Origin of the sequence: Dietzia sp. NCCP-2495, from assembly GCF_026011735.1 — a bacterium.
In the GTDB taxonomy this organism is placed as follows: domain Bacteria; phylum Actinomycetota; class Actinomycetes; order Mycobacteriales; family Mycobacteriaceae; genus Dietzia.
The window spans coordinates 1-21,910 of sequence record NZ_BRVN01000023.1 but is presented as its reverse complement, the minus strand read 5'-3'; the positions used below and the strand labels follow the sequence as shown (position 1 = coordinate 21,910).

At 68.4% G+C, this 21,910-nt stretch carries 21 protein-coding genes and 3 pseudogenes; 10 read left to right on the top strand and 14 right to left on the bottom strand.

Annotation, left to right across the window (positions count from 1 at the left end; genetic code table 11):
* Positions 1–243: 243 nt before the first annotated feature.
* Both OPF83_RS14865 and OPF83_RS14860 read right to left on the bottom strand, forming a co-directional pair.
* Positions 244–720: a hypothetical protein gene (locus OPF83_RS14865; protein WP_264888362.1), complete on the bottom strand. Its 477-nt coding sequence runs from the start codon at positions 718–720 to the stop codon at positions 244–246.
* A 55-nt stretch (positions 721–775) separates the two neighbouring features.
* Entirely contained in the window at positions 776–2,053 is a 1,278-nt protein-coding gene (locus tag OPF83_RS14860) for an acyl-CoA dehydrogenase family protein (RefSeq protein WP_264888361.1), read from the bottom strand.
* A 119-nt stretch (positions 2,054–2,172) separates the two neighbouring features.
* Between OPF83_RS14860 and OPF83_RS14855 the strand changes: the two genes are divergently transcribed.
* Positions 2,173–3,159: a TIGR03620 family F420-dependent LLM class oxidoreductase gene (locus tag OPF83_RS14855; RefSeq protein WP_264888360.1), complete on the top strand. Its 987-nt coding sequence runs from the start codon at positions 2,173–2,175 to the stop codon at positions 3,157–3,159.
* 204 nt (positions 3,160–3,363) lie between these two features.
* Here OPF83_RS14855 and OPF83_RS14850 read toward each other — a convergent pair whose 3' ends face one another.
* Both OPF83_RS14850 and OPF83_RS14845 read right to left on the bottom strand, forming a co-directional pair.
* A complete protein-coding gene (locus OPF83_RS14850) occupies positions 3,364–3,606 on the bottom strand; it encodes a hypothetical protein (protein WP_264888359.1) in 243 nt (80 codons plus the stop codon).
* A 9-nt stretch (positions 3,607–3,615) separates the two neighbouring features.
* Positions 3,616–3,903, bottom strand: coding sequence for a hypothetical protein (locus OPF83_RS14845; RefSeq protein WP_264888358.1), 288 nt, complete (start codon positions 3,901–3,903; stop codon positions 3,616–3,618).
* Positions 3,904–4,079: 176 nt separating this feature from the next.
* Here OPF83_RS14845 and OPF83_RS14840 point away from each other — a divergent pair, with 176 nt between their 5' ends.
* Complete coding sequence (locus OPF83_RS14840; protein ID WP_264888356.1) at positions 4,080–5,501, top strand: MFS transporter; 1,422 nt, start codon at positions 4,080–4,082, stop codon at positions 5,499–5,501.
* A 65-nt stretch (positions 5,502–5,566) separates the two neighbouring features.
* On the opposite strand, the gene OPF83_RS14835 is transcribed toward OPF83_RS14840, so the two are convergent.
* Both OPF83_RS14835 and OPF83_RS14830 read right to left on the bottom strand, forming a co-directional pair.
* Complete coding sequence (locus OPF83_RS14835) at positions 5,567–6,379, bottom strand: alpha/beta fold hydrolase (RefSeq protein ID WP_264888386.1); 813 nt, start codon at positions 6,377–6,379, stop codon at positions 5,567–5,569.
* 1,245 nt (positions 6,380–7,624) lie between these two features.
* Positions 7,625–8,236, bottom strand: a complete 612-nt coding sequence (locus tag OPF83_RS14830; RefSeq protein WP_264888355.1) for a hypothetical protein — start codon at positions 8,234–8,236, stop codon at positions 7,625–7,627.
* 182 nt (positions 8,237–8,418) lie between these two features.
* Here OPF83_RS14830 and OPF83_RS14825 point away from each other — a divergent pair, with 182 nt between their 5' ends.
* Positions 8,419–9,012, top strand: a complete 594-nt coding sequence (locus OPF83_RS14825; protein ID WP_264888354.1) for a hypothetical protein — start codon at positions 8,419–8,421, stop codon at positions 9,010–9,012.
* 239 nt (positions 9,013–9,251) lie between these two features.
* On the opposite strand, the gene OPF83_RS14820 is transcribed toward OPF83_RS14825, so the two are convergent.
* From OPF83_RS14820 to OPF83_RS14805, 4 genes are all read right to left on the bottom strand, one after another.
* On the bottom strand, positions 9,252–9,803 hold the full coding sequence (locus tag OPF83_RS14820; protein ID WP_264888353.1) for a YceI family protein: 552 nt from the start codon (positions 9,801–9,803) through the stop codon (positions 9,252–9,254).
* Between the two features lie 114 nt (positions 9,804–9,917).
* Positions 9,918–10,859 carry an alpha/beta hydrolase gene (locus OPF83_RS14815; protein WP_264888352.1) on the bottom strand — a complete coding sequence of 314 codons (942 nt, stop codon included), beginning with the start codon at positions 10,857–10,859 and terminating at the stop codon, positions 9,918–9,920.
* Positions 10,856–11,509 (bottom strand): TetR/AcrR family transcriptional regulator, encoded by a 654-nt coding sequence (locus OPF83_RS14810; RefSeq protein WP_264888350.1) that lies wholly within the window; start codon positions 11,507–11,509, stop codon positions 10,856–10,858. The genes OPF83_RS14815 and OPF83_RS14810 overlap by 4 nt, the downstream gene beginning before the upstream one ends.
* Positions 11,506–12,894 carry an NAD(P)/FAD-dependent oxidoreductase gene (locus tag OPF83_RS14805; RefSeq protein ID WP_264888349.1) on the bottom strand — a complete coding sequence of 463 codons (1,389 nt, stop codon included), beginning with the start codon at positions 12,892–12,894 and terminating at the stop codon, positions 11,506–11,508. Before OPF83_RS14805 ends, OPF83_RS14810 begins: the two co-directional genes overlap by 4 nt.
* A gap of 218 nt (positions 12,895–13,112) precedes the next feature.
* Here OPF83_RS14805 and OPF83_RS14800 point away from each other — a divergent pair, with 218 nt between their 5' ends.
* The 3 genes and pseudogenes from OPF83_RS14800 to OPF83_RS14790 form a co-directional block, all read left to right on the top strand.
* A complete protein-coding gene (locus tag OPF83_RS14800) occupies positions 13,113–13,868 on the top strand; it encodes an SDR family NAD(P)-dependent oxidoreductase (RefSeq protein ID WP_264888385.1) in 756 nt (251 codons plus the stop codon).
* Complete coding sequence (locus OPF83_RS14795) at positions 13,865–14,761, top strand: SDR family oxidoreductase (protein WP_264888347.1); 897 nt, start codon at positions 13,865–13,867, stop codon at positions 14,759–14,761. Before OPF83_RS14800 ends, OPF83_RS14795 begins: the two co-directional genes overlap by 4 nt.
* A gap of 97 nt (positions 14,762–14,858) precedes the next feature.
* Positions 14,859–15,155 (top strand): annotated as a pseudogene (locus tag OPF83_RS14790) (LLM class flavin-dependent oxidoreductase); the annotation flags it as partial.
* On the opposite strand, the pseudogene OPF83_RS14785 reads toward OPF83_RS14790, so the two are convergent.
* Positions 15,144–15,551: pseudogene (locus tag OPF83_RS14785) on the bottom strand (NAD(P)/FAD-dependent oxidoreductase); the annotation flags it as partial. The pseudogenes OPF83_RS14790 and OPF83_RS14785 sit on opposite strands and share 12 nt — an antisense overlap.
* A 15-nt stretch (positions 15,552–15,566) precedes the next feature.
* Positions 15,567–17,216, bottom strand: coding sequence for an acyl-CoA synthetase (locus tag OPF83_RS14780; protein ID WP_264888345.1), 1,650 nt, complete (start codon positions 17,214–17,216; stop codon positions 15,567–15,569).
* A 135-nt stretch (positions 17,217–17,351) separates the two neighbouring features.
* Here OPF83_RS14780 and OPF83_RS14775 point away from each other — a divergent pair, with 135 nt between their 5' ends.
* The 4 genes and pseudogenes from OPF83_RS14775 to OPF83_RS17550 all read left to right on the top strand — a co-directional run bounded on the left by OPF83_RS14775 (position 17,352) and on the right by OPF83_RS17550 (position 20,352).
* Entirely contained in the window at positions 17,352–18,200 is an 849-nt protein-coding gene (locus OPF83_RS14775) for an LLM class F420-dependent oxidoreductase (RefSeq protein ID WP_264888344.1), read from the top strand.
* Positions 18,201–18,247: 47 nt separating this feature from the next.
* On the top strand, positions 18,248–19,516 hold the full coding sequence (locus OPF83_RS14770) for a hypothetical protein (RefSeq protein ID WP_375546277.1): 1,269 nt from the start codon (positions 18,248–18,250) through the stop codon (positions 19,514–19,516).
* Positions 19,516–19,842: pseudogene (locus OPF83_RS17555) on the top strand (acyl-CoA thioesterase domain-containing protein); the annotation flags it as partial. The gene OPF83_RS14770 and the pseudogene OPF83_RS17555, both read left to right, overlap by 1 nt.
* Positions 19,843–19,959: 117 nt before the next feature.
* Positions 19,960–20,352 (top strand): hypothetical protein, encoded by a 393-nt coding sequence (locus OPF83_RS17550; protein WP_375546278.1) that lies wholly within the window; start codon positions 19,960–19,962, stop codon positions 20,350–20,352.
* A 54-nt stretch (positions 20,353–20,406) separates the two neighbouring features.
* Here OPF83_RS17550 and OPF83_RS14760 read toward each other — a convergent pair whose 3' ends face one another.
* Both OPF83_RS14760 and OPF83_RS14755 read right to left on the bottom strand, forming a co-directional pair.
* The gene (locus OPF83_RS14760) at positions 20,407–21,276 is read right to left on the bottom strand and encodes a TIGR03619 family F420-dependent LLM class oxidoreductase (RefSeq protein WP_264888342.1); all 870 of its coding nucleotides are present in this window, start codon (positions 21,274–21,276) and stop codon (positions 20,407–20,409) included.
* A 97-nt stretch (positions 21,277–21,373) separates the two neighbouring features.
* A partial coding sequence (locus tag OPF83_RS14755; RefSeq protein WP_264888340.1) for a nuclear transport factor 2 family protein occupies positions 21,374–21,910 on the bottom strand: 537 nt, incomplete at its 5' end.

The window sequence follows — 21,910 nt, the reverse complement described above, 5'->3', positions numbered from 1 at the left end:
AGGTAGATCCGCTCGAACCCGAGTTCCTCGAACTCGCGCAGGCGGCCGACGAATTCGTCGACGGAGTCGGTGACGATAACCTCTCGGCGAGCTTCTCATCGGGGATATGCCGCCCGGCGACGTCGAGCTCCTCCGGGGTGGCCAGGTTCGCGTCGAGGGGCGCGCCGACGGCGTTGTTCTGCCACTGGGCCCGTGCGAGCGGTGGGGGCGGGGCGGCACGGCGTCCCGGGCCGCCCCGCCGGGTCACTTCTTCTTCAGCGCCTCCGTGCAACGCAGACGGAGCTTCTCCAGTTCGCGTCCGTGCTGATCCGCACGCTCGACCAGCTTCTCCAGCGTGGGCCGGGGAAGCCGGGGGTCGTCGATGTCGAGCAGAGCCTTTAAGCCGAGCGTCTTGCCCGTCACGGCGAGGGTCAGTGCCTCGAGCTCGACGAGGTCACTCAGCGGGGAACGCTCGGCGGCCCGGCGGTTGGGCTTGAGCTGTCCGAACTTCTCGGCGGCCTTGGCGGGCAGGTCCTTGAGCATCGAGGGTGACGTCCCCGCCAGCGTCATCAGCTCCTCGAGGATCTTCAGGTCGTCCTCGGTATCGTCGCCGATGCGGGAGACGATCTTCCTGGTCTCCGGATCCCCGTGGTCCTCGGCCACGCGGCGGAACAGGTCGATCCCGGCGGCGGCACCGGCGTGGTGGTCCTGCATGTACGTGTGCAACATCTCGGTGGCCATGACACGACGGTACGAGAGCCGGACGCAGGAGCAACCGTTCGGACGGACCAGAACCTCAGTGCGCGAGGAGCCCCTTGGCGATGTGGGTCACCTGGATCTCGTTGCTGCCCGCGTAGATCATGAGCGACTTGGCATCGCGCGCGAGCTGCTCCACCCGGTACTCGGCCATGTAGCCGTTCCCGCCGAACAGCTGCACGGCCTCCATCGCCACCTCGGTGGCGGTCTCGGAGGAGTACAGCTTCATGGCCGAGGCCTCCGCCAGCGACAGGGGCTTGCCGGCCCGGGCCCGCTCGATGGACATGAAGACCATGTTCTGCACGTTGATGCGGGCGACCTCCATCTTCGCCAACTTGAGCTGGATCAGTTGGAACCGACCGATCTCCTGGCCCCACAGCGTCCGCTCGCGGGCGTAGTCGATGCACAGCCGGCGGCACTCGTTGATGATCCCCAGCGCCATGGTGGCGATCCCGATCCGCTCCGCCGCGAAACTCGCGCGCGCCGACTCCCGGCCGTCCCCGCCGCGGGGCTCTTCGGACTCGCCGAGCAGGCGGTCGCGCCCCAGCCGCACGTCGTTGAAGAACAGCTCGCCGGTGGGGGATGAGGCCAGCCCCATCTTCTTGAAAGGCGCCCCCTGCGTGAGCCCCTCCATGCCCTTGTCGAGCACAAAGGTGAGCACCTTGCGATTCCGCTTGTCCTCGTCCGTCGCGGCGCCGCCCTCGTCGAGCTTGGCGTAGACGATGATCACGTCCGCGTACGGCCCGTTGGTGATGAACGTCTTCTGACCGTTGAGGATGTAGTCCTCGCCGTCGCGCCGCACATAGGTGCGCATCCCGCCGAACGCGTCCGAGCCCGAGTCCGGCTCGGTGATCGCCCAGGAGGCGATCTTCTCCATGCTCGCGATCCCGGAGAGCCACCGCTCCTTCTGCGCGAGCGTGCCCCGCGACCGGATGGTCCCCGCGCCGAGCCCCATGCTCACCCCGAGCGCCGTCACCAGCCCCAGGCTCACGGCGGACAGCTCGCTGGTGACCACGGCCATCATCGAGTCCTGCCCACCGCCGCCGGAGTCTGCGGCGCTGGCGTTGTCGTCGTCGTCCTTCCCGGTGGCTTTCCCTGCGGCATTCCCGTCCGCCTCCGCCCGCTCCCTGGCCAGGGCCTTCTCGGTGCTCTCGCGCGCCATCGTGTCCATGCCGAACTCGGCGAACAGCTTCCGGATGATCGGGTACGGCGTGATCTCGCCGCTCTCCAACGCGTCGATCTGCGGGCGGATCTCCTTGTCGATGAAGCCGCGCACCGCGTCGCGCACCATCAGATCGGTCTCGGACCACTCGAACATCGGCGTCTCGTCTCCTCGATACTGTTCTGCAACACGTTCCAGGCCAGTCTGGACCGGCTCCGGGGGCGGGCGCGGGCGTTTGGCCCAGACAGCTGTCCATGTCCGGCACACTCGGCGCTATGAGTGATCACGTCGACCCGACCGCCAGCACCACCGCGAGCTCCGCCGACCGCGCCCACGCCGACCGCGAAACCCCCGCCGGCCGCGCCCATCTCGGCCGGGTCGGCCTGTGGACCGGCTCGCTCGAAGGGCTGGCGCCCGCGCAGTTGCCCGACGTCCTCGGTGAGCTCGACGACCAGGGCTGGGGCTCCCTCTGGTTCGGCGAGGCCGTGGGCCGCGAGGCGTTCACCGCCGCGCAGATGTACCTCGGCGCGACGCGGCGAATGGCGATCGGCACGGGCATCGCCAACATCTACGGCCGCGACGCCTCCGCCGCCGGCGCCGCCGCCCGGACCCTCGAGGCGCTGCACCCGGGCCGGTTCGTGCTCGGCCTGGGCGTGTCGCACGCGCCGCTGGTCGAGCGGCATCGCGGGCACAACTACGGTCGGCCGCTGTCGGCGATGCGCGAGTACCTCGATGCTCTCGACGGCACGCGCGCCCTCGCCGCCGGGGAGGACACGATGCCGCCGGTCGTGCTCGCCGCGCTCGGCCCCAAGATGCTGGAGCTGGCGCGCGACCGCACCGCCGGCGCCCACCCCTACCTCACGCTTCCGGAGCACACCGCGCAGGCGCGCGAGATCCTCGGCGGGACCGGGGAGTCGGGGCCGGCCCTGGTCGTGGAACACGCCGCGGTGGTTGCTGACGGGGTCGACGACGACGAGCTCTGGCGTTCCCGCGCCCACGACCACCTGAACGTCTATACGGGTCTGCCGAACTACCGGAACTCGTGGACCCGGCAGGGCTTCGACGAGTCGGACTACGTGCGCGGCGGCAGCGACCGCCTAAAGTCGGCCCTGGTCACGCGCGGTCTCGAGGCGACGCGGGCCCGCGTGCAGGAGCACCTCGATGCGGGCGCCTCGACCGTGCTCGTGCAGGTGTTGGGCGAGAACGTGCTGGTCCCGCCGGTGGCCGACTGGCGGTTGGCCGCGCAGGCGCTGCTCGACTGAGTCCCACGCCCACGCCCACGCCCATGCCCGCGCAAGCGCACGCGTGAGCCGTCACTCCGGTACGGACTCCGCTTTGGCGACCTGGGGAAACGCTGATCGGAGTGACGGCTCAGGTCAGACCTGCCGCCTGCCGCCTGCCGCGCGCCGCGCGCCGCCCGCCGCGAGTCCGTGGGACCTGTCCGGGCGCAGACCCGGCGGCGCCGGTTACTCCTCGTACGCGGGGGTCTCCACGGTGATCGGGTCCGCCGAGGCGCCGCCGTTGGTGGTGAGCGTGTACTCGACCTGTCCGGGCCCGGTGGGGATGAGCGTGTCCTTCGGGTGGGCGATGTTGCCAATGGGCAGGAATGCCGGGCTGGGCACCTCCATGACCTTCTCGCCGCTCTCGCCGGTGTCGAGGTTCCTCCACGACACCGTGGCGGTGAGATCGCAGGAGCCCACGCCGACCACGCCGGCGGCCTACGCGACCTGGGAGCTGTGCGGGTAGCCGTCTGGGTCGATCGTCGCGGACATCGCACCGAAGCATGTGCCGGTGGGGGAGCCGCCGGTGGCCACCATTCGGTCCTCGGCGGGGGTCAGCGAGGGCATGGTCTCCGCCGAGCCGCCGACCGACCCCGTATCGGGCATGGTCTGGGCGCCCGCTGTCGCGGGAACGGCGACCGTGGTCGCGAGGGCGAGCCCGGCCACACCGAGAACGGAACGAACACTGCGCTTATCAATCCTTCTGGCACTGGTTCGAATGCTCATGTGCCACATGGTGATACCGGACGTCGTCGCCCACAAGGGTGCCCGCCCGACCGGCCACGCCCGGCCCGGGGCGAGAAGTGCCGATCCCGCAGGTGGGCGCATTAGCGACATGACGATGAGACTGAATCGACACCTGTCTGTAGTGTCCGACGAAGGGCTTCGTGAAGGGATGCGGGATGAGTGCACCAATAACGAACGGCGACGCCATGCCCCGCGACGACCGTGGCCTCGTCTGGGTACTGGCGTTCGGCGGGATCGTCGTGTCGCTCAGTCAGACCCTTGTCATCCCGCTCCTCGCGGTCCTGCCGTCGATTCTCGGCACCAGTGCGGTCAACGCCTCCTGGGTGGTCACCGTGACCCTTCTTGCCGGGGCCGTGGCGGGCCCGGTCATGGGGCGGCTCGGCGATCTGTACTCCAAAAAGAACGTGGTCATCGGAAGCGCGCTGGTCATGGTGCTCGGCTCGGTCGTCTGCGCGCTGTCGGACTCGCTGTGGCCGATGATCATCGGGCGTGCGCTCCAGGGCGTGGGGATCGGCGTGATCCCGATCGGGATCGCCACCATGCGGGAGGTCTTGCCGCCGGCCCGCCTCGGCTCCGCGATCGCCCTGATGAGCTCCTCCCTCGGCGTGGGCGGTGCGCTCGGACTCCCGGCTGCCGCCGCGTTGGCCCAGTACGGGTCGTGGCAGTGGATGTTCTGGGGCTCGGCCGTCCTGGGCGTGGTGGCCGCCGTGGCGATGGGACTGTCGATCCCGCAGCGACCCGCGGCGAAGCCCGACGGCACACTGGACCTGGTCGGCGCGCTCGGCCTGGGAGTCGGACTGGTGGCATTGCTGCTCGCGATCTCCAAAGGCGCCGACTGGGGGTGGGCCTCCGCGACGACACTGGGACTGCTCGCCCTGGCGCTCGCCGCGTTCGCCCTGTGGGCGCGGTGGGTCCTGCGGCATCGATCGCCGATCGTCGACCTCCGTGTGGCCGCCCGACGGCCGGTGCTGCTCACCAACATCGCGTCGGTGACGGTCGGCATGGGGCTGTACGCGCAGCTGCTCATCTTCCCGCAGGTCCTGCAACTCCCGGTCGCGACCGGTCACGGACTGGGCCAGTCAATGGTGGCCATGGGCCTGTGGTCCGCGCCGGCGGGCCTGGCGATGATGGCGGTCTCGCCGATCAGCGGCCGTCTCATCAGTGGCCGCGGACCCAAGACGACGCTGGTCCTGGGCTCGATCGTGATCGCGGTCGGCTACTTCTCCGGACTGTTTCTCATGGGCAGCACCTGGGGCGTCATGATCGCGGGGGTCATCACCAGTGGCGGAGTGGGACTGGCCTACGGTGCCATGCCGGCGCTGATCATGGAGTCGGTCCCCACCACGGAGATGGGCTCGGCCAACAGCGTCAACACCCTCATGCGCTCCATCGGCACCACCACCTCCGCAGCGGTGCTCGGCGTGATCCTCACCCAGATGTCGACCGACTTCCAGGGGCTGTTCGTGCCCACCGAACTCGGCCTGCGGACGGGGCTGGTGTTCGGCGGGGCCATGGCGCTGGTCGCCGCGGGCGTGGCCGCGACCATCCCGCCGCCGTGGGTGTCCGACGAGGAGTGACGACGACGAGCTTCTGCCCGAGCCGTGACGAGTGCGTCGGCGCGGTCGAGCTCTGTCGGCAGAGCTCAGTCGGCCGAGCCCAGGACCCGCCGGGAGATCGCGCTGGCCAGCTCGACTGGCCGCTCCTCGGGAATCCAGTGACTCACGCCGGATAGCTCGACGAACCGGTAGTCGCCGTCGACGAAACGCTCGGTCAGGGCCGCACCGCCGCGTCCGAGCGCTGGGTCGTCGTCGCTCCACACGAACGTCGTGGGCACGGTGACGCGCGCGGTCGCGCCCCGGGGTGAGGCGAAGGGCAGGGCGCGATACCAGCCCAGTCCGCCGCGCACGGCGCCGGCTCCGACCATCTCCTCGCGGTAGCGCTCGATCATTTCGCTCGTCATCCCCATCCCGGCGAGCGCCTTGACGGGCAGCGGGCCCGCCGAGTTCAGGACCAGTTCGGGGATGAACGGCAGCTGGAAAAAGCCCATGTACCAGGACCGCAGCAGCTGATCGGAGGTCACCATCGCCTTGAGGAACGCCGTCGGGTGCGGCACGGAGACGGCGGTCAGCGAGCGGACGCGCTCGGGGTGGTTGCCGGCGATGCCCCACGCGACGGCCGCGCCCCAGTCATGACCGACGATATGGGCGCTGGACAGGCCGGAGTGGTCGAGCAGAGCCAGGACGTCGCCCACGAGCTCGGTCAGACGGTACGGTCGGCGCCCGCGCGGCCGCGCCGAGGCGCAGTATCCGCGCTGGTCGAGGGCGATTGTGCGCAATCCATCGGCGTGCAGCATCGGCACGACGAGGTCCCAGCTTGAGGCGCGCTGCGGAAAACCGTGCAGGAGTACCACCGGCTCGCCGCCGGGCGGGCCCGAATCGATGGCACGCAGCTCCATGCCGTCGCGGGGGATCCAGATCTCGCGGACGGCGGGCGCGGCGGGGCCGGCCGGGCCGGTGGGGTCGGCGGGGTCGGCGGGTGCGGCCGGGCCGGTGGGGTCGCTCATGCCGGGGACGCTACCTGGGTGAGTGCCGCCTGGGCGTTGCTTCCCGAGCGTCTGCGCCGGGGGCGCCGGGGCTTCTCGGCGGGCGTGACTGGTGCCTCTCGCCGGTCGCGTGTGCTGGCGCCGGTTGTTGCCGAGGCCTACCGCCTCTCCTCGCCGGCGCTTAGGCTCGGAAGGCATGAGCCAGGGCAGACGGCGCTACGTCGAGGTGGTGCGGTCGAGCGCGGTCCAGGCGACGCGCGAGCAAGTGTGGGCACGCGTCGTGACCGCGCAGGGGGTCGCCGATGAGTTCGGGCCCCTGCTGACCATGCGGTTCCCGCAGCGATTGGACGGGAAGTCGATCGCCGACCTGCCGCTGGGTGAACCGGCCGGTCGCGCGTGGATCCTGCTGGGTGGGCTGGTCCCGGTGGAGTTCGACGACCTGGTGATCACCGAGATCGACGCGCCCCGTCACTCCAGGAGCGATCCCGGTTGGGGTCGGCGCGGGTCTGGGAACACCGGCGCGAGCTCGACGCGCTGCCGGACGGCATCACGCGCGTCACCGACACCCTGCGCGCGCAGCCACGGGCGCTGGTTTCGACGCCGCTGGTCCGCGCAGTGGTCGGGGCGCTCTTCGATCACCGTCACAGGCGTTTGGCCAGGGCTTTTCGGGGCGAGGTTTAGCCGGGCGTGGCGTTGGCCCGGGTTCCAGACGTGGCGTTGGCCCGGGTTCTCGGTGGGTTTGTTGACACCACTGCGAAAGTGGGGCCCGATTCCCGCAGTGGCGGCGACAAGGATCGCAGTGGTGTCGACAAGGTCGACGTCAGCGCAGTATCGAGCCGGTGCGAGGCTGAGCAGAGGCAGGGGAGGGGCTAAGCAGAGGCTGGGGTGAGGCCGATTCGCGTCCGAGCCGGGGCCAGCGCGCTGCGGGGTTGGGCGCTCATGGGCTCGACGCTCACACCTGCCCTATAAATGAACTCCCGCGTCCGCCGGAGCGGGCGCGGGAGTTCACGGAGCGGAGCGCCTAGTCGGTGACCAGTCGGGCTCCAGCATCAGGCTGCGGCCTTTAGCCAGGCTGCAGCCATGACCAGGCTGCGGCCAGTGTCAGACCGGCGGGCGCGGGGTCCGCTCAGAGTCGCGGGCCCCGCTCAGGCGGTGCAATCAGGAGCCGAACGCGGGCTGCTCGGGCGCGGTCTCGCCGGCCTCGGTGTCGTCGCCCTCGGTGTCATCAGCGGCGTTGTCACCGGTCAGCGAGCCGAGCATGCCAGCGGAGCCGGCGTCCTCGGCGTCATCGCCCTCGTCGGGAGTCTCGGCCTCGATGCCCTTGAGGATGTCGAGCGCGCCGGCGATGTCACCGGTCATCGCGGCCTGGACGGCGGCGTCAGCGTTGGCCTCGCACTCCTCGCCCGACAGGCCGGGCACGGTGCCCTCAGCGGAGCCGAGGAAGTCATACGCCGAGATGGAGCCGCAGAGCTGCTGGGCGATCGCGGAGACCTCCTCCGGGGTGTCCACGTCGTCCGTCGCGCCGTCCTCCGTCGCGTCGTCGCCGGTGGTGGCGTCGGCGGCGTCGTCGCCCTCGGTCGTCTCACCGGCAGTCGTGTCGACCTCGGTGGTCTCGGGGGTCTGGGCCTGGTCGTCGGTGGCGACGTCCTCGGCGGCGGCCAGGCCTGCGCCGGCGAAGGACAGGGCGGCGGCGGAGCCGATTACGGCAATGGTCTTCTTCATCGTGATGTCACCTTCCGTCGAGATGCCCGTGGGAAATCCGCGGGTCACGGCGGCGACCGTAATTGCCGTGAACGCCAGTTTGCAGTGATGACTGTCACAGCACAGGCGACTGACGGGAAACGCTTAACCCACTGCGCAGGACGAATGCTCCCGCGGGGAATTCTTCTTCACTGAGCCCGCCGGCGGAGCTGTCGTTTGCCGGACCGCACTCCGTGGGGGATTCTTAGCGCATGAGTGGAACCGCTGAGATCTATGACGCCGTCCTCGCTCCGGGGAAGCTCGATCTTCTCCGGTCGTGGGTCGGCGAGCAGGTGTGGTTCGACGGCGCCGTCGAGTCCCTCGAGCAGGTGACGGCGTACCGGTTCGTCGATCCGGCCGGCGAGGTCGGCATCGAGTGCTTTCTCCTCTCCGACGGGACGCGCACCTTCCACGTGCCGGTCACCTATCGCGGTGCCGAGCTCGAGGGCGGGGAGGACGCGCTGGTCGGAACCATGGAGCATTCGGTTCTCGGCCGCCGCTGGGTCTACGACGCCCCGGCAGATCCCGTCTACCAGGCCGAGGTCCGTCGTGTCATCAGCCACCGCGACACCGCTGCCGACCATCTGCAGGTCGAGGAGGGCAGCGTCACGCCGTCCCCGGTCAACATCCGCGGTGGCGGCGACGGCCCGGCGGTCGGAGTGGACGCCCCGCAGGTGATCCGCGTGATCTCCGAGGAGAACGACGCGGAGGCCGACCATCCGCTCATCGGTTCGCCCGGGACCCTCAGTGGAACCTGGGAGGATGCCGACGGATCGCACACGGCGGTCCTCGTCGTCGTCGACTGATCCGTCTCTCCGCGCGGGGCGCAAGGGCTTCGCGCGCGGCGCTGGGCCGGCTCGCGCGGCACGGAGAACACAGAACACCGCCCTCACCTGGCTCGCAGGTGAGGGCGGTGTCGTTGAGGGGTCAGCGCGCGGCGGTGGGAAGTGGACCGCCGCGCGCCGGAGGGGCGCCGAAGCGCTGTCGGGGTGCCTGAGAGGTCACCGCGCGTCCGAGGGGTGGCGTGAGACGCCGGGAACGCGGGTCAGGCGCTCTTGATGGCCGAGACCTCGATCTCGAGGGTGACCTTCTCCGAGACCAGCACGCCGCCGGTCTCGAGCGCGGCGTTCCAGGAGAGGCCGAAGTCGCTGCGGTTGATGACCGTGGTGCCCTCGAAGCCGGCGCGGAGGTTGCCGAACGGGTCGGTGGCGGTGCCCTCGTAGGAGAACGGGATGGTGATGGACTTGGTCTGGCCCTTGATGGTGAGGTCGCCGGTCACGTCCACGCCGCCGTCGCCGTTCGGCTCGATCTTGGTGGAGGTGAAGGTGATCTCGGGGTAGTTCTCCATGTCGAAGAAGTCGTTGGACTTGAGGTGGCCGTCGCGGTCGGCGTTGCGGGTGTCGATCGACGAGGCGTTGATGGTGACCTTGGCTTCGGCGCCGGAGATGCCCGACTCGGGGACGGTGACGGTGCCGGTGAAGTCGTTGAACGAGCCGCGGACCTTGGTGACCATGGCGTGGCGGGTGACGAAGCCCAGGCGGGTGTGGGTGTCGTCGAGGGTCCAGGTGCCGGTCAGGTCGTTGAGCTGGGTGGTCATGGTGACTCCTTGGTGGTTGTTCCCGGCTGCGGGGCCGGAGGACTTCTTGTTGTTGTGTCACCAACATTAAGCCCGTGTCCGTGATATGTCAACAAGAAGAGTTAGTGATGTACGTCACGGTATGTGGCGGCGCAAGAAGTGGAGGGCGTGCCGCACGGCGCGATCGTGGCACGGCCGGCCCGAGAACAGGTCGAAGTGGTCGCCCGGGTAGTGCCGGACCTCCGCGCGCGCCGCGAAGGCCGCCGTCGCCGCGGCGTGCGGTGGTGCGGCCCGGTCCAGGTCGGCGATCTGGAACAGCGTGGGGACGACGACGAGGTCGGCCGCATTCTTGGCGGGCCGGAACGAGCCCAGCTCCGCCCCGATCGAGGCGCCCACCTCGTTTCGCCAGGTGGGGCCCGCCACGGACGTGTAGGCCTCCTCGTAGCCTTCGAGCGAGAGCAGGGCGGTCGAGCCGGGCGGGCCGGCCAGCGGGACCATCGGCTCGGGCCGGCCGGCCACGGCCACGGCTCTGGCCAGCACCGCGGTGCCCGTCGCGCGCAGCAGTGCGGTGGGCTTGTGCTGGCGGGCCGCGGTCAGGGCGGCGGCGCGCCCGTCGACCAGCGGGACCACCGCGATCACCGCGGCCACGTCCCGCCGGCCCCGGGCCACCTCGAGCACGTGCCCGCCGGACAGCGAGCAGCCCCACAGCACGATCCGGTCCGGGTCCACGCCGGGCTGTGCGGCCGCGGCGGCGATGGCGGCCCGGTAGTCGTCCTGCTGGCGGGCGGGGGAGACGACCTGGCGGGGCTGGCCGTCGGAGCGCCCGAAGCCGCGGTAGTCGAAGACGAGCGCGGCGTACCCGGCGGCAGCGAACGCCTCCGCGAACGGCATGAGGCCGGAGTCCGCGGTGCCGCCCAGTCCGTGGGCGAGCACAACGCAGGGGCTGCCCGCCTCGCCGGCGCGGGCGGCGTCACCGGCGCTCTCCGCCCCGCCGGCGGCGGGCAGGAACCAGCCCCGACACTCGGCAGCGTCCGGCCCCGACCCGGAGCGGAAGGCGATGTCGACGGGGCTGGTCATGAGGTTCTCCCTGCATCTGACGCGGCGTCCACCGCGGGGTCGGGTCGGCCGAACACCGAGCGGACCCACATGTCGGTGGCGACGGTGAGCAACGGCTCGCGGGGGGCGTCGATCTCGTAGGCCAGCTGCTCGAGCACGGTCTCGTTGATGTGGATCAGTCCCACGGCGAGCGCCTCGGGGTCCACGCCGTCCGGCGCCCGACCGGCGGTGCGCTCGTCGCGCAGGAACGCGGCGATCGGGGCGGCCAGGGCGTGACGGCCCTCGTTCCACAGCGCCCGGGTCTGTTCGTGCTTGCTGCGGGCGGTGAGCAGGGCCCGGTAGATGTGGGCGTTCTCCAACACACGGTCGGTGAGTTTCTCGAGGGCCCCGGCCACGCGTGTGCGGAAGTCCCCCTCGCCGCCCACGATCGTCTCGACCGCCGCCCGGGCCTCGTACTGGACCGCGGCCAGCAGGACGCCCACCGCGGCGGCCTTGGAGTCGAAGTAGAAGTAGAACGCGGACCTGGTGATCCCCGCGGACACCGTGAGGTCGGCCACCGAGATGTCGTCCAGCGCCGTGGTGCGGAGCCGCTCGTCGAGTGCGGCGAGCAGCGCCTCGCGCCGTCGGTCGCCGCGCGGCGAGGTGTTCGCCGGCGGCGCGGCCGGGGTCACGCCGTCGCCCGGGAGGGCAGGGCGGCGCCGAGCGCGCGGGCGCGGGCCAGGCCGCGGGGGATCTCGCGGGTGCGCAGATCCCGTTCGTAGAGGAAGTAGTCGACCTGCTGCTGGTGGCGGGGCGTGTCGAGCATGTGGCCGATGTACTTCTTCTCGTCCTCCACGATCACCCGCTCCATCTCCGGCACCGGCGGGGTGCGGTACAGCCCGGCCGCCCACGCCGCCACCAGCCGGGCCTGGGCCTCGACGAACGGGAAGAGGGTGGGGGTGGACTGGGCGAAGCCGACAAAGGCGAGGTCGTCGATGCCGGGGGAGAACATCCGCTTGTAGAGGGGGATGTGGTTGTGGGCGTCGGCGGACAGGAAGTCCCGGTCGAAGAACGGGAAAGTGGTGTTGTACCCGGTGGCCTGGATGATCACGTCGAACTCGCCGCTGGTGCCGTCGGTGAAGTGCACGGTCCGGCCGTCCAGCCGGGCGATGTCCCCCTTGGCCACCACGTCCCCGGAGCCCAGCCGCAGCGGCAGTTCGACGGACTGCGTGGGGTGGGCCTCGAAGAACTTGTGGTTGGGGGTGGGCAGTCCGTATTCCTCCGGCCGGCCCGCCGACATCGGCTGCATCGCCTGGGTGGCCTTCCGCTGCCACGAGTACGGGATGTACGGGAAGGTCGCGAAGTACTTGTCGGCCGGTTTGCCGGCGATGTACTTGGGCACGATCCACGCTCCCGACCGGGTGGACAGCGTCACCTCGTTGCGCATGACCTTGGACGACAGCTCCACGACGATGTCCGCAGCGCTGTTGCCGAGGCCCACCACGAGGATCTTCTTGTCCATGAGGTGCAGCGGATCCCACGGGTCGACGTAGGCGTGGGAGTGGATCATCTCCCCGGTGAACTCGCCGGGGAAGTCGGCGAAGCGCGGGTCCCAGTGGTGCCCGTTGCCCACCACGAGCCCGTCGAAGTGGAGGGTCGCGACCCCGCCGGCCCCGGGCTGTACGGCCGACCCGGTGCGCGACGTGGTCAGTTCCCACCCGCCGTCCGGCAGGCGCTCGGCATGGTCGACCCGCGTCTCGAACTCGATGGACGGCAGCAGGCCGAACGCCTCGGCGTAGTCGTCCAGGTACTGCTTGATCTGGCTGTGGTGGGGGAAGTCCGGGAACTCCTCCGGCATCGGGAAGTCCCGGAAGCTCAGCTGGTGCTTGGAGGTGTCGATGTGCAGCGAGCGGTAGGCGCTTGAGCTCCCGTTGGGATTGTCGAACGCCCAGTTTCCGCCGATCCGGTCCGACGCCTCGAAGCACACCGCGTCAATCCCGTAGTCGCGGAGCATCTTCAGCGTCGTCAGGCCGCTGATGCCCGCGCCGATCACGGCGATGGTGCAGGTCGATTTCATGCGAACCCCTTCGGCGGATCCCTCGGCGAGGCAGACTCGCCGACAGAAGCTATGGCGCGGATCACACTATGGCCCGTGTTGACGGTCGTCAACAGCTTCCTCCGGCCCGGCGAACCGCCCCGCCGAGGCCGGCCGTCAACCCTACTGGAGGCCCCGTGGACACGGATCGCACACACGTCCCCACCCCTGACCGCGAAAGCAATTCGGACGGTTCCGATGTGGCCGCCCGCGGCCGGTCCGCCGTCGTGGTGGGCGCGGCGTCGGGGATCGGGTGGGCCACCGCCCGCGCTCTCGCCGCCGGGGGGTGGCAGGTCACGATCGGTGACCTCGACGCGGAGTCGACCGCCGCCCGCGCCGCCGAACTCGGCCCGGCGCACCGGGCGTGCGCCGTCGACGTGACCGACGAGGCGTCGGTCGAGGCGCTGTTCGCCGGGAGCGCCCCGGACCTGGTGGTCACGACCGCCGGCGTCAGCACGCTGGGCCTGGTCACGGACCACGACACCGAGGAATTCCGTCGGGTCGTCGACGTGTGTCTGACCGGCGCGTTCCTGGTGTTCAAGCACGGTGGCCGGGCGGTCCGGGACGGCGGGTCGATGGTCGCGATCGCCTCGCTCAACGCGCGGCAGCCCGGTCGGGGGATGGCGGCCTACTGTGCCGCCAAGGCGGGCCTGGTGATGCTCGCCCAGGTCGCGGCCCTCGAGCTGGGAGAGCGGGGGGTGCGGGTCAACACCGTCTCGCCGGGCTTCCTCGTCACCCCGCTCACCGAGCCCGTCCTGCAGATCCCCGGCCTGGCCGAGGAGTACGCCGAGAACTCCGCGATCGCCCACCGCGGGACCGCGGAGGACGTCGCCCGCGCCGTGCTCCACCTCGCCGCGGCGGACTGGATGACGGGGGAGGACCTGGCGATCGACGGTGGCGCCCAGCTGCGCCGCTACCCGGATGTGCTCGGACTGGCGACCAGGGCGTTCGCATGAAATCGCCCAGGTCGGTGACCGCCCTCCGCGGCCCGCGGCTGGCCGGGGCGTCGGCCGTCGTCACCGGCGGCGGGTCCGGGATCGGCGCGGCCCTCTGCCGCGCCCTCGTGGCGGCCGGTGCGCACGTGGTGGTGGCCGACATCGACCTCGCCGCCGCGCGGCGGGTCGCCGAGGGGGTGACGACGACGAGGTCCGGCCCCGGCGCCGGGTCGGCAGCGGCGGGGAGTGCCGAACCGGCGCACCTCGACGTCACCGATGCCGCCGCCGTCTCGGCCCTCGTCGAGGAGATGGTCGCCACCCGGGGCGGGCTGGACCTGATGTTCGCCAACGCCGGCATCACCTGGGGCGGCGACACCGAGAAGCTCACCCTGGAGCAGTGGAACGCGATCATCGACGTCAACGTCCGTGGCGTGGTCCACTGCGTGCACGCCGCGTACCCGCACATGATCGACCGCGGGGCCGGGGCGATCGTGTTCACCGCGTCGATGGGCGGGTTGTGCCCGGCGGGGCTCATCACCAGCTACGCGATGACCAAGCACGCGGTCGTCGGGCTCGGGCTGTCCCTGCGCGCCGAGGCCGCCGGTCACGGGGTCGGCGTGACCGTGGTGTGCCCGGCGGCGGTCGACACCGCGATCCTCGACAAGGGTGAACTCGACGGCTTCGACGGTCGGCATTTCTACCTCGACGGCCAGGGGGTGCGTCGGCCGCTGGACCCCGACCGGTTGGCGGCGAGCGTGCTCGACGGCGTCGCCCGCAACCGCGCTCTCGTGATCGAGCCCGCCCGCGCCCGGGCCACGTGGCGACTGCAGCGACTCGCGCCCGGGGTGATGGACCGGATGATCGCCCGGTACGTCCGCGCCTCCCGCGCCCGGGTGGCACACCCCACCATGTAGATGACGGATCAACTATGCTGCCAGCAGGACCTCATCCGCCGCTGCCCACGATCCCGCGACGCCGACCTCGTCGTCGTCACCCACCCCACCGCACGACGTGGCCTTTGGCCTCGACACCTTCGGCGACGTCACCGTCGACCGCGCCGGCCGCCCCGTCCACCAGGCGCAGGTCCTGCGTGACCTCGTGGAGCAGGGCGTGCTCGCCGACGAGGTGGGTGTCGACGCGTTCGGCATCGGCGAGCTCCGCCGTCCTGACTTCGCCGTCTCCGCCCCCGACGTCGTGCTGGCCGGCCTTGCCACCCGCACCAGTCGCATCACGCTCGCTCCGCCGTGACCGTCCTGTCCAGCGACGACCCCGTCCGCGTCTTCCAGCGCTTCTCCACCATCGCGGATCCCAGTGGTGCCCGTTGCCCACCACCAGCAGGTCGAACTGGCGGGTCTCGCGGCCCGCCCCGTCCGGACTCGCCTCTGACGACTCCCCGTCCGCTGCCTCTGCTGCCGCGCCTGTGCGCTCGGTGGTCAGCTCCCAGCCGCCGTCGGGCAGTCGCTGCGCATGCACCACGCGGGTCTCGAACTCGATGGATCGGAGTAGGTCAAACGCGTCCGCGTAGGAGTCCAGGTACTGCTTGATCTGGGTGTGGTGTGGAAAGTTCGGGAACTCCTCCGGCATCGGGAAATCCCGGAAGCTCAACTGATGCTTGGAGGTGTCGATGTGCAGCGAGCGGTACGCGCTCGAGCTGCCGTTGGGATTGTCGAACGCCCAGTTCCCACCGATCCGGTCCGAGGCCTCGCCTCCAAGTGGGGCCTACTGCTGTGACTGTGCTGCCACTTTGTGGGCCCACCGGTAGTCGGCTTTGCCCGAGGGCGAGCGCTGGATCCGGTCGACGATGACCCAGTCTTTAGGGACTTTGTAACCGGCGATGTGCAGAGCAGCATGTTCGGTCAGATCGGCTTTGGAGACTGTTTGGCCTTCGGCCAGCTCAACAACCGCAACGATCTCGTTTCCCCACCTGTCGTGTGGGCGGCTGCAAACGTTGACGTCCCGAACCGAAGGGTGGGTGCTGATGGCCTTCTCGACTTCCTCCGCGAAGACCTTTTCGCCGCCGGTGTTGATGGAAACGGAGTCTCTTCCCAGAACCTCGACTTCTCCGTCCGCCAGGAGACGGGCCCTGTCTCCAGGTACCGCATACCGTCGGCCGTCGACAACCGGGAAGGTGCGGGCCGTCTTGTCAGGATCGTTGAGATAACCCAAGGGCACCCATCCCGACTGCGCTAGCCATCCCAACGCATGGTGTCCGGGCTCATGAAGGCGTTCCAGATCTTCGTCTAGGACTACGGCCCCTGGCCCGGGCCCGAAGCGGCCTGTGGCGGCTGCCCCGCGGGCAGACAGATGTGATCCTTGCGCCCCGGTCTCGGACGAGCCAACGGAGTCGTTGATCAGTGCATTGGGCAACAGGTCGAGTACCTGCTCTTTGAGCTCTGCCGACAGCACAGCGCTGCCGTTGCCGATGATCGACAGACTCGAGAGGTCATAAGCACCGGTCCGCATCTCCTCCAGGAGCGGGCGCATCACCGCATTGCCGGTGACCGTGATGGTGCTGGTCTTTTCCCGCTCCAAGGTCCTCAAGACGTCGGCGGGGTCCATCCGGCGGTTCTCATCCGGGATGACGATCTTCGCCCCTTGGTGCATGAGGATGAATGCCGACCACTGGGCCGCTCCGTGCATGAACGGCGGAATCATGAGCATCGCGCCTCCCATGCCGTTCACCGCGCGATCGACCACTTCTTCGTAGCTCGTCACCGGGTCCCATACTCCCGGGGTTCGGCCCCCCATCGCCGACATGAAGATGTCGTGCTGTCGCCACAGCACTCCCTTGGGCATGCCGGTGGTTCCGCCCGTGTAGATCATGTAAAGATCATCCGGCGAATGGCCGACATCCGGCAGCTCTGCCGGGACCGACGCTAGTGCTTCTTCATAGTCCACCGCGCCGGGAAGCAGAGGCTCATCGGAGTCGTCCGCGACCTGGAGCCACAGTGTGATGTCTTGTAGCTCGTCTCGGATCTCGGCAAGTAGCGGGGCGAATCTGGCGTGGTAGATGATCGCCTTCGACTCCGAGTTCAAGAGAAGGTAGCGAAGCTCGTCTGCAACGTACCGGTAGTTGACATTGACCGAGGCGCACCGTGATTTGAACGCTCCGAGCATCCCCTCCAGGTACTCGTTGCCGTTGTAGAGGTAGAGCGCCACGTGGTCCTGGCCGGACTCGTGGGAGGCGAGGGCGCCGCGTTCCCGACGGAGGCCTAGCCCTGCCTGGTGGAGGTAGGTGGCCAGGCGGCGGCTGCGGTCGGTCAACTCCGCGAACGTCAGTCTGCGGTCTCGCCAGACGATCGCTTCGCGGTCCGGGAGGGCTTCACTGATCGCCTCATGGGCCAGCCCGATGTTGAATTCTTCGGTCATTTCGTACTCCCTCGAGAAGATTTCATGGACTGTCGGGTCGCCTGTGCCGTGATCCGGGCGCGAATACAAGACAGTCGTCTAGACAATTGTCTGAACACCTCTCCATTAGAGTAGTTCAGCGCCTAGGGTGTATGTATGCGAAATGGCGTCGTTCTCTTCACCTCGGACCGGGGCATTGCTCCCGCTCGGCTGGCCGTAGCTGCTGAAGAGCGGGGGTTTGACACGTTGTATGTGCCCGAGCACACCCATATCCCGGTACGGAGGGACGCACTTCACCCCACGGGCGGTGAGGATCTTCCCGACGACAGGTACATGCGCACCTTGGACCCGTGGGTCTCTCTAGCGTCGTGCCTTTCTGTCACAACACGGATCGGCCTGGCGACAGCGGTGGCACTGCCCGTGGAATCTGATCCGATCACTCTCGCCAAGACCCTGGCCACGCTCGACCACCTCTCCGGCGGGCGGGTCACTCTCGGGGCGGGCTTCGGCTGGAATACCGACGAACTGTCTGACCACAACGTTCCAGCCGCCCGGCGCCGGGGCGTTCTGAAGGAATATCTGGAAGCAATGCGCGCTTTGTGGACCGAAGAAGAGGCGTCCTACGACGGGGAGTTCGTGTCCTTCGGGCCGAGTTGGGCACATCCCAAACCTCCGCAAGGGCGGATTCCGGTGATCATCGGTGCCGGCGCGGGACCCAAGACCTTCGCCTGGATCGCCGCGCATGCCGACGGGTGGATGACCACCCCGACCAGCACCAACGTTTCGGAGAACGCCGGAAGGCTTCGTGCCTCTTGGGCGGAGGAGGGAAGAAGTGGCGAACCGGATATCCGCGTTCTCGTGGCGAAGAAGCCCGACCAGCAGGACTTCCAGGACTGGGCCGACGCCCGAGCTACTGAACTCATCTGGGGCGTACCGGACGCAGATGAGAAGGCGGTCCTGACCTATCTGGACAAGCTCGCGGACCGTTTGGGCCTGTCGCCGTGAGTGCGAATAAGAAGCAGTGGACCACCAGCATGTCGAGGAGCAGCCCAGTGAATCAAACCAGCCGATACGCCGACTTCACACGCGAGGAACTTGCGGTGATCGTGCCAGAGTTACTCCTGATCGGGCAGCTCATCGACCGAGCGGGAATGCCCTGGTGCATCTCCGCTTTCGGTCGCGAGGAGATGCTCCAGATCGCGATTGAGGAATGGGCTGCAGCAAGTCCGATCTATACACGACGCATGCAGAAGGCACTCGATTTTTCCCCTGAAGAGCCGGGTCGCGGAGACGTCCCGACGATTTTCAAGGGGCTGCAACTGGACATCGGTGCTCCCCCTCAGTTCATGGACTTCCGGTACATCGTGCACGACCGGTGGTCCGGCGAGTTCCACCTCGATCACTGTGGTGCGCTCATGGATGTCGAACCCATGGGAGAGGACTATGTCCGTGGGATGTGCCATGACATCGAGGACCCCACGTTCGACGCCACGGCGATAGCGACCAATCCGCACGCTCAGGTCCGTCCGATTCACCGGCCGCCGCGTGTCCCTGCGGACCGGGCACCGCATTGCGCGTGGACGGTGAAGATCGACGACTCTTTTCCGGAGCCGGAGCCTGTATCCGCCCTCGCCGTCAACGAACGGTCCCGAGCGGCGACGGTCGAGTTGACACCGATCGACCCGCGCGACGAGGGGCTGTCCGATTACAGCGGCGCACTCATGTCCGATGTTGATTTCTTGGCCTTCTCGCATTCCGGCCTGGTCCGGATTGCGGATGAAATCTGTGTGCAGATGGCACTTCTGGATAATGCGTTCGCAATCGCGGTCGATGCGCGCACCGACTCAGCGGACGACACGGTCAAGATCCGTCGCAAGCAACTCGTGGGTATCGCCGGGGTCGCCGGTGAGAGGCTGACACGGGCGCTCGCACTAGCAGAGCAGGACGACGCGGTGAATGCCGCAGCCCGGCTGCTGGCTGCGCACCCGATGCTCAACCCGGCCGCCTACGTGAACGCCGAAATAGACGGCGCTTGCCTGCTCGTCCGCCCCTCCCTTGTCCACCAAGACAATGGCTGGATCGCCTTGTGCGGGCCCGAGTGGTTCACACCACTTCGCGCTGCCGTCCGTGCCGTGGATCCCCATCTGGACATCGAGGTGACGACCGGAGCTGCCGTCGGCGAATGGCAAGGCACAATTGTGCGACGGGATGAACCGATTTCCGAGTCCGACGAGGTGGCGGTGACCAAGTTCAGCACCGGCTCGGAGTTTACCTTTGAACCCAGACGATCCTTGCCGCTCTTTATTGTCGGGGAGGCGTGATGGCGGCCTTGGTCCGCGACGATATGATCCCGGCGTACTTCCGCCGTACTGACGAGGTGTTCGAGCCACTGGATTTGAGCCGTAGTGAGTGGAATGTGGACCACCTACACGGTGTGGCTGTGAGCGGACTCCTGGCCTGTGGGGCAGAAGAGGCGATAGGCCGCCTAGGACGGGCCGAATTCGTTCCCTCCCGATTTCATGTCGATCTCTTTAGACCGAGTCGGATGAGTCCGACCAGGCTACGCACGGAAGTCGTCCGCAGTAGCACACGCCTGACCCTGATCGACGTATCCCTGATTCAAGGGCAGCAACAGACAGCACGCGCGAGTTGCCTGTTCCTCAGGCCTTCGCAATCTCCGCCGGGCGCGATATGGGGGCTCGAGGACAGGCCCGTTCCACCGAGCCGTGATCTCGCGAAAGAACTGATGGGGGGACCTCCGTGCATGGCCAGTTCGGAGCCCTGGTCGAACCGGTTCGAGGACCACCAGAACGAGGGGCGACACCAGATGTGGCATCAGTTGGTGCCGATCGTGCTCGATGAGCCCGGCACGACGTTTCAAGCGACCGCGGGAATAGCCGATACGGCCAACATGGTCTGCAACTGGGGCAGCGGAGGCGTTCCATACATCAACTCCGATCTCAGTCTGATGCTGGCTCGCCGACCGGGAAGCATGGAGGTCGGATTGCGCGCCCTCGACCACGTTCAGAGGGATGGGGTCTCGGTAGCTACTGCGGAAGTGTTCGATCGCGAGGGCCCATTGGGCACGGTGTCCGTGACGGCCGTGGCCAACCCCATGGACACGCTGGATTTCGGCGGTAAGGCGAAAGGAAACTAAACCACTACGGCCAGCTCGCCTGCTGCGGGGACAAAACGTTTGCAGGACTGCTGGTCAGTCGTGTGCGAGGGGGCTTATGACGTCGTCAGAGAACCGCGCCATTCCGTCGAGCTTTTGTTCGAGCGTGGCGTCGAGTTCGTAGTAGTAGGCCCACGGTGCGGTCATCGTCTCGGTCATTCCGAGTTGTCGCGCCCGACGGAAATCGTCCGGCGTGATCGCATCGGTAAGGGCAACGATCACTTGGAACTCCCCAGTCGCACCGATTTTATCCCGCTCGGCGCGAAGCGCGGCCGCCCATCGGGCTCCTTCGTCTATCGTGCAGAGGTCACCGACCCACCCGTCGTACCGGGCGGCTCTAGCGAATCCGGCATCCGAGATCCCGCCGACATAGATCGGCACCCGCTCTGAGGGCGTCGGTTCCATCGTCAGCTTCGGCGTATTCCAGAACTGGCCCTCGTACTCGACATCCCCGGGCGCCCACAGGCGACGGATCAGTTCGAGTGCTTCGTCAGTTCTCCGGCCACGTGTACCAAAGGGCTGCTCGAGTAGGTCAAATTCTTCACGGCACCAGCCGACTCCCACGCCGAGAGTGACCCGGTTACCGGACAGTACGGCCGCAGTGCCGACCGTCTTGGCCACCTGGTAGGGCGATCGCATCGCGGCAATGTACACAGAAGTGAAGAACCGCACTCTGGAGGTCACGGCAGCGAGGTGTCCGACGGTCACCCAAGGGTCGGGCCACTCCGCGCCTGTCGCCCAACGCCGACTGCCGTCCTCGGTGTAGGGATACGGAGTTTGAATGTCTGCGATGTCGACGACATGGTCGGGTAGCGCGAGTGAGGAGTAGCCGAGCTCATCGGCTGCCTTGGCAATCGGGGCCAATTGTTCATGCGGGATCCAGGCGGTAGAGACGGCGAATTTCATGGCTTCCTTTCGACTGGGGCCGAAACGACGCCGTCGCCGTGACCGGTGGCGGACCTACGACGCTGGCAGAAGCCGGTAACGGCGACGGCTGTTCGCATCAGACTTCCGTCGGTCCGGTGACCGGCCATAGGGTCGCCGGGCTGTCCTCGATCCGATACCAGCCGGCGGGCTTGCCGCCGGCAGCCTCGAAGCGAGCCTTCATCGACGGGGTCAAGGCGTCGGCCTCATACATGCGCATGAACAGGTCCACGACGTTGCCGAAGTCGAAGAAGTCCCGCTGCCACGCCCACTGCTGATTCCCGTTGTAGAGGAACCACGAGCCGCCCAGGCCGTGCACCTCGTACGGCCGGCCCGTCCGCGGATCGACGGTGTCGCGGGCGATCTGCTTCCACAGGCACAGCACATCGCCGGTCTCTGGGTCGATGATCGTCCGGATGTAGGGGTACTGCCATCCCCCGAGGCCGGCCATCTCCTGACCAAAGGCGAGGTCACGCAACTCGTCACGGCCAACGGCCATGAAGTCGTCCTTGGTGCCGTAGTTCCAGCCGTAGGTGGCGTCCTCGGTGAAGAAGTCCGCCAGCGGTGTCCAGTCCTTGTTGCGCTCGCACTCGGCGTTGGCATCCACCCATTTCTG

Coding starts and splice junctions, on each gene's coding strand:
- OPF83_RS14865 (WP_264888362.1), bottom strand. CDS start 720: ATGGCCACCGAGATGTTGCACACGTACATGCAGGACCACCACGCCGGT.
- OPF83_RS14860 (WP_264888361.1), bottom strand. CDS start 2,053: ATGTTCGAGTGGTCCGAGACCGATCTGATGGTGCGCGACGCGGTGCGC.
- OPF83_RS14855 (WP_264888360.1), top strand. CDS start 2,173: ATGAGTGATCACGTCGACCCGACCGCCAGCACCACCGCGAGCTCCGCC.
- OPF83_RS14845 (WP_264888358.1), bottom strand. CDS start 3,903: ATGAGCATTCGAACCAGTGCCAGAAGGATTGATAAGCGCAGTGTTCGT.
- OPF83_RS14840 (WP_264888356.1), top strand. CDS start 4,080: ATGAGTGCACCAATAACGAACGGCGACGCCATGCCCCGCGACGACCGT.
- OPF83_RS14835 (WP_264888386.1), bottom strand. CDS start 6,379: ATGGAGCTGCGTGCCATCGATTCGGGCCCGCCCGGCGGCGAGCCGGTG.
- OPF83_RS14825 (WP_264888354.1), top strand. CDS start 8,419: ATGAGTGGAACCGCTGAGATCTATGACGCCGTCCTCGCTCCGGGGAAG.
- OPF83_RS14820 (WP_264888353.1), bottom strand. CDS start 9,803: ATGACCACCCAGCTCAACGACCTGACCGGCACCTGGACCCTCGACGAC.
- OPF83_RS14815 (WP_264888352.1), bottom strand. CDS start 10,859: ATGACCAGCCCCGTCGACATCGCCTTCCGCTCCGGGTCGGGGCCGGAC.
- OPF83_RS14805 (WP_264888349.1), bottom strand. CDS start 12,894: ATGAAATCGACCTGCACCATCGCCGTGATCGGCGCGGGCATCAGCGGC.
- OPF83_RS14795 (WP_264888347.1), top strand. CDS start 13,865: ATGAAATCGCCCAGGTCGGTGACCGCCCTCCGCGGCCCGCGGCTGGCC.
- OPF83_RS14780 (WP_264888345.1), bottom strand. CDS start 17,216: ATGACCGAAGAATTCAACATCGGGCTGGCCCATGAGGCGATCAGTGAA.
- OPF83_RS14775 (WP_264888344.1), top strand. CDS start 17,352: ATGCGAAATGGCGTCGTTCTCTTCACCTCGGACCGGGGCATTGCTCCC.
- OPF83_RS17550 (WP_375546278.1), top strand. CDS start 19,960: ATGGCCAGTTCGGAGCCCTGGTCGAACCGGTTCGAGGACCACCAGAAC.
- OPF83_RS14760 (WP_264888342.1), bottom strand. CDS start 21,276: ATGAAATTCGCCGTCTCTACCGCCTGGATCCCGCATGAACAATTGGCC.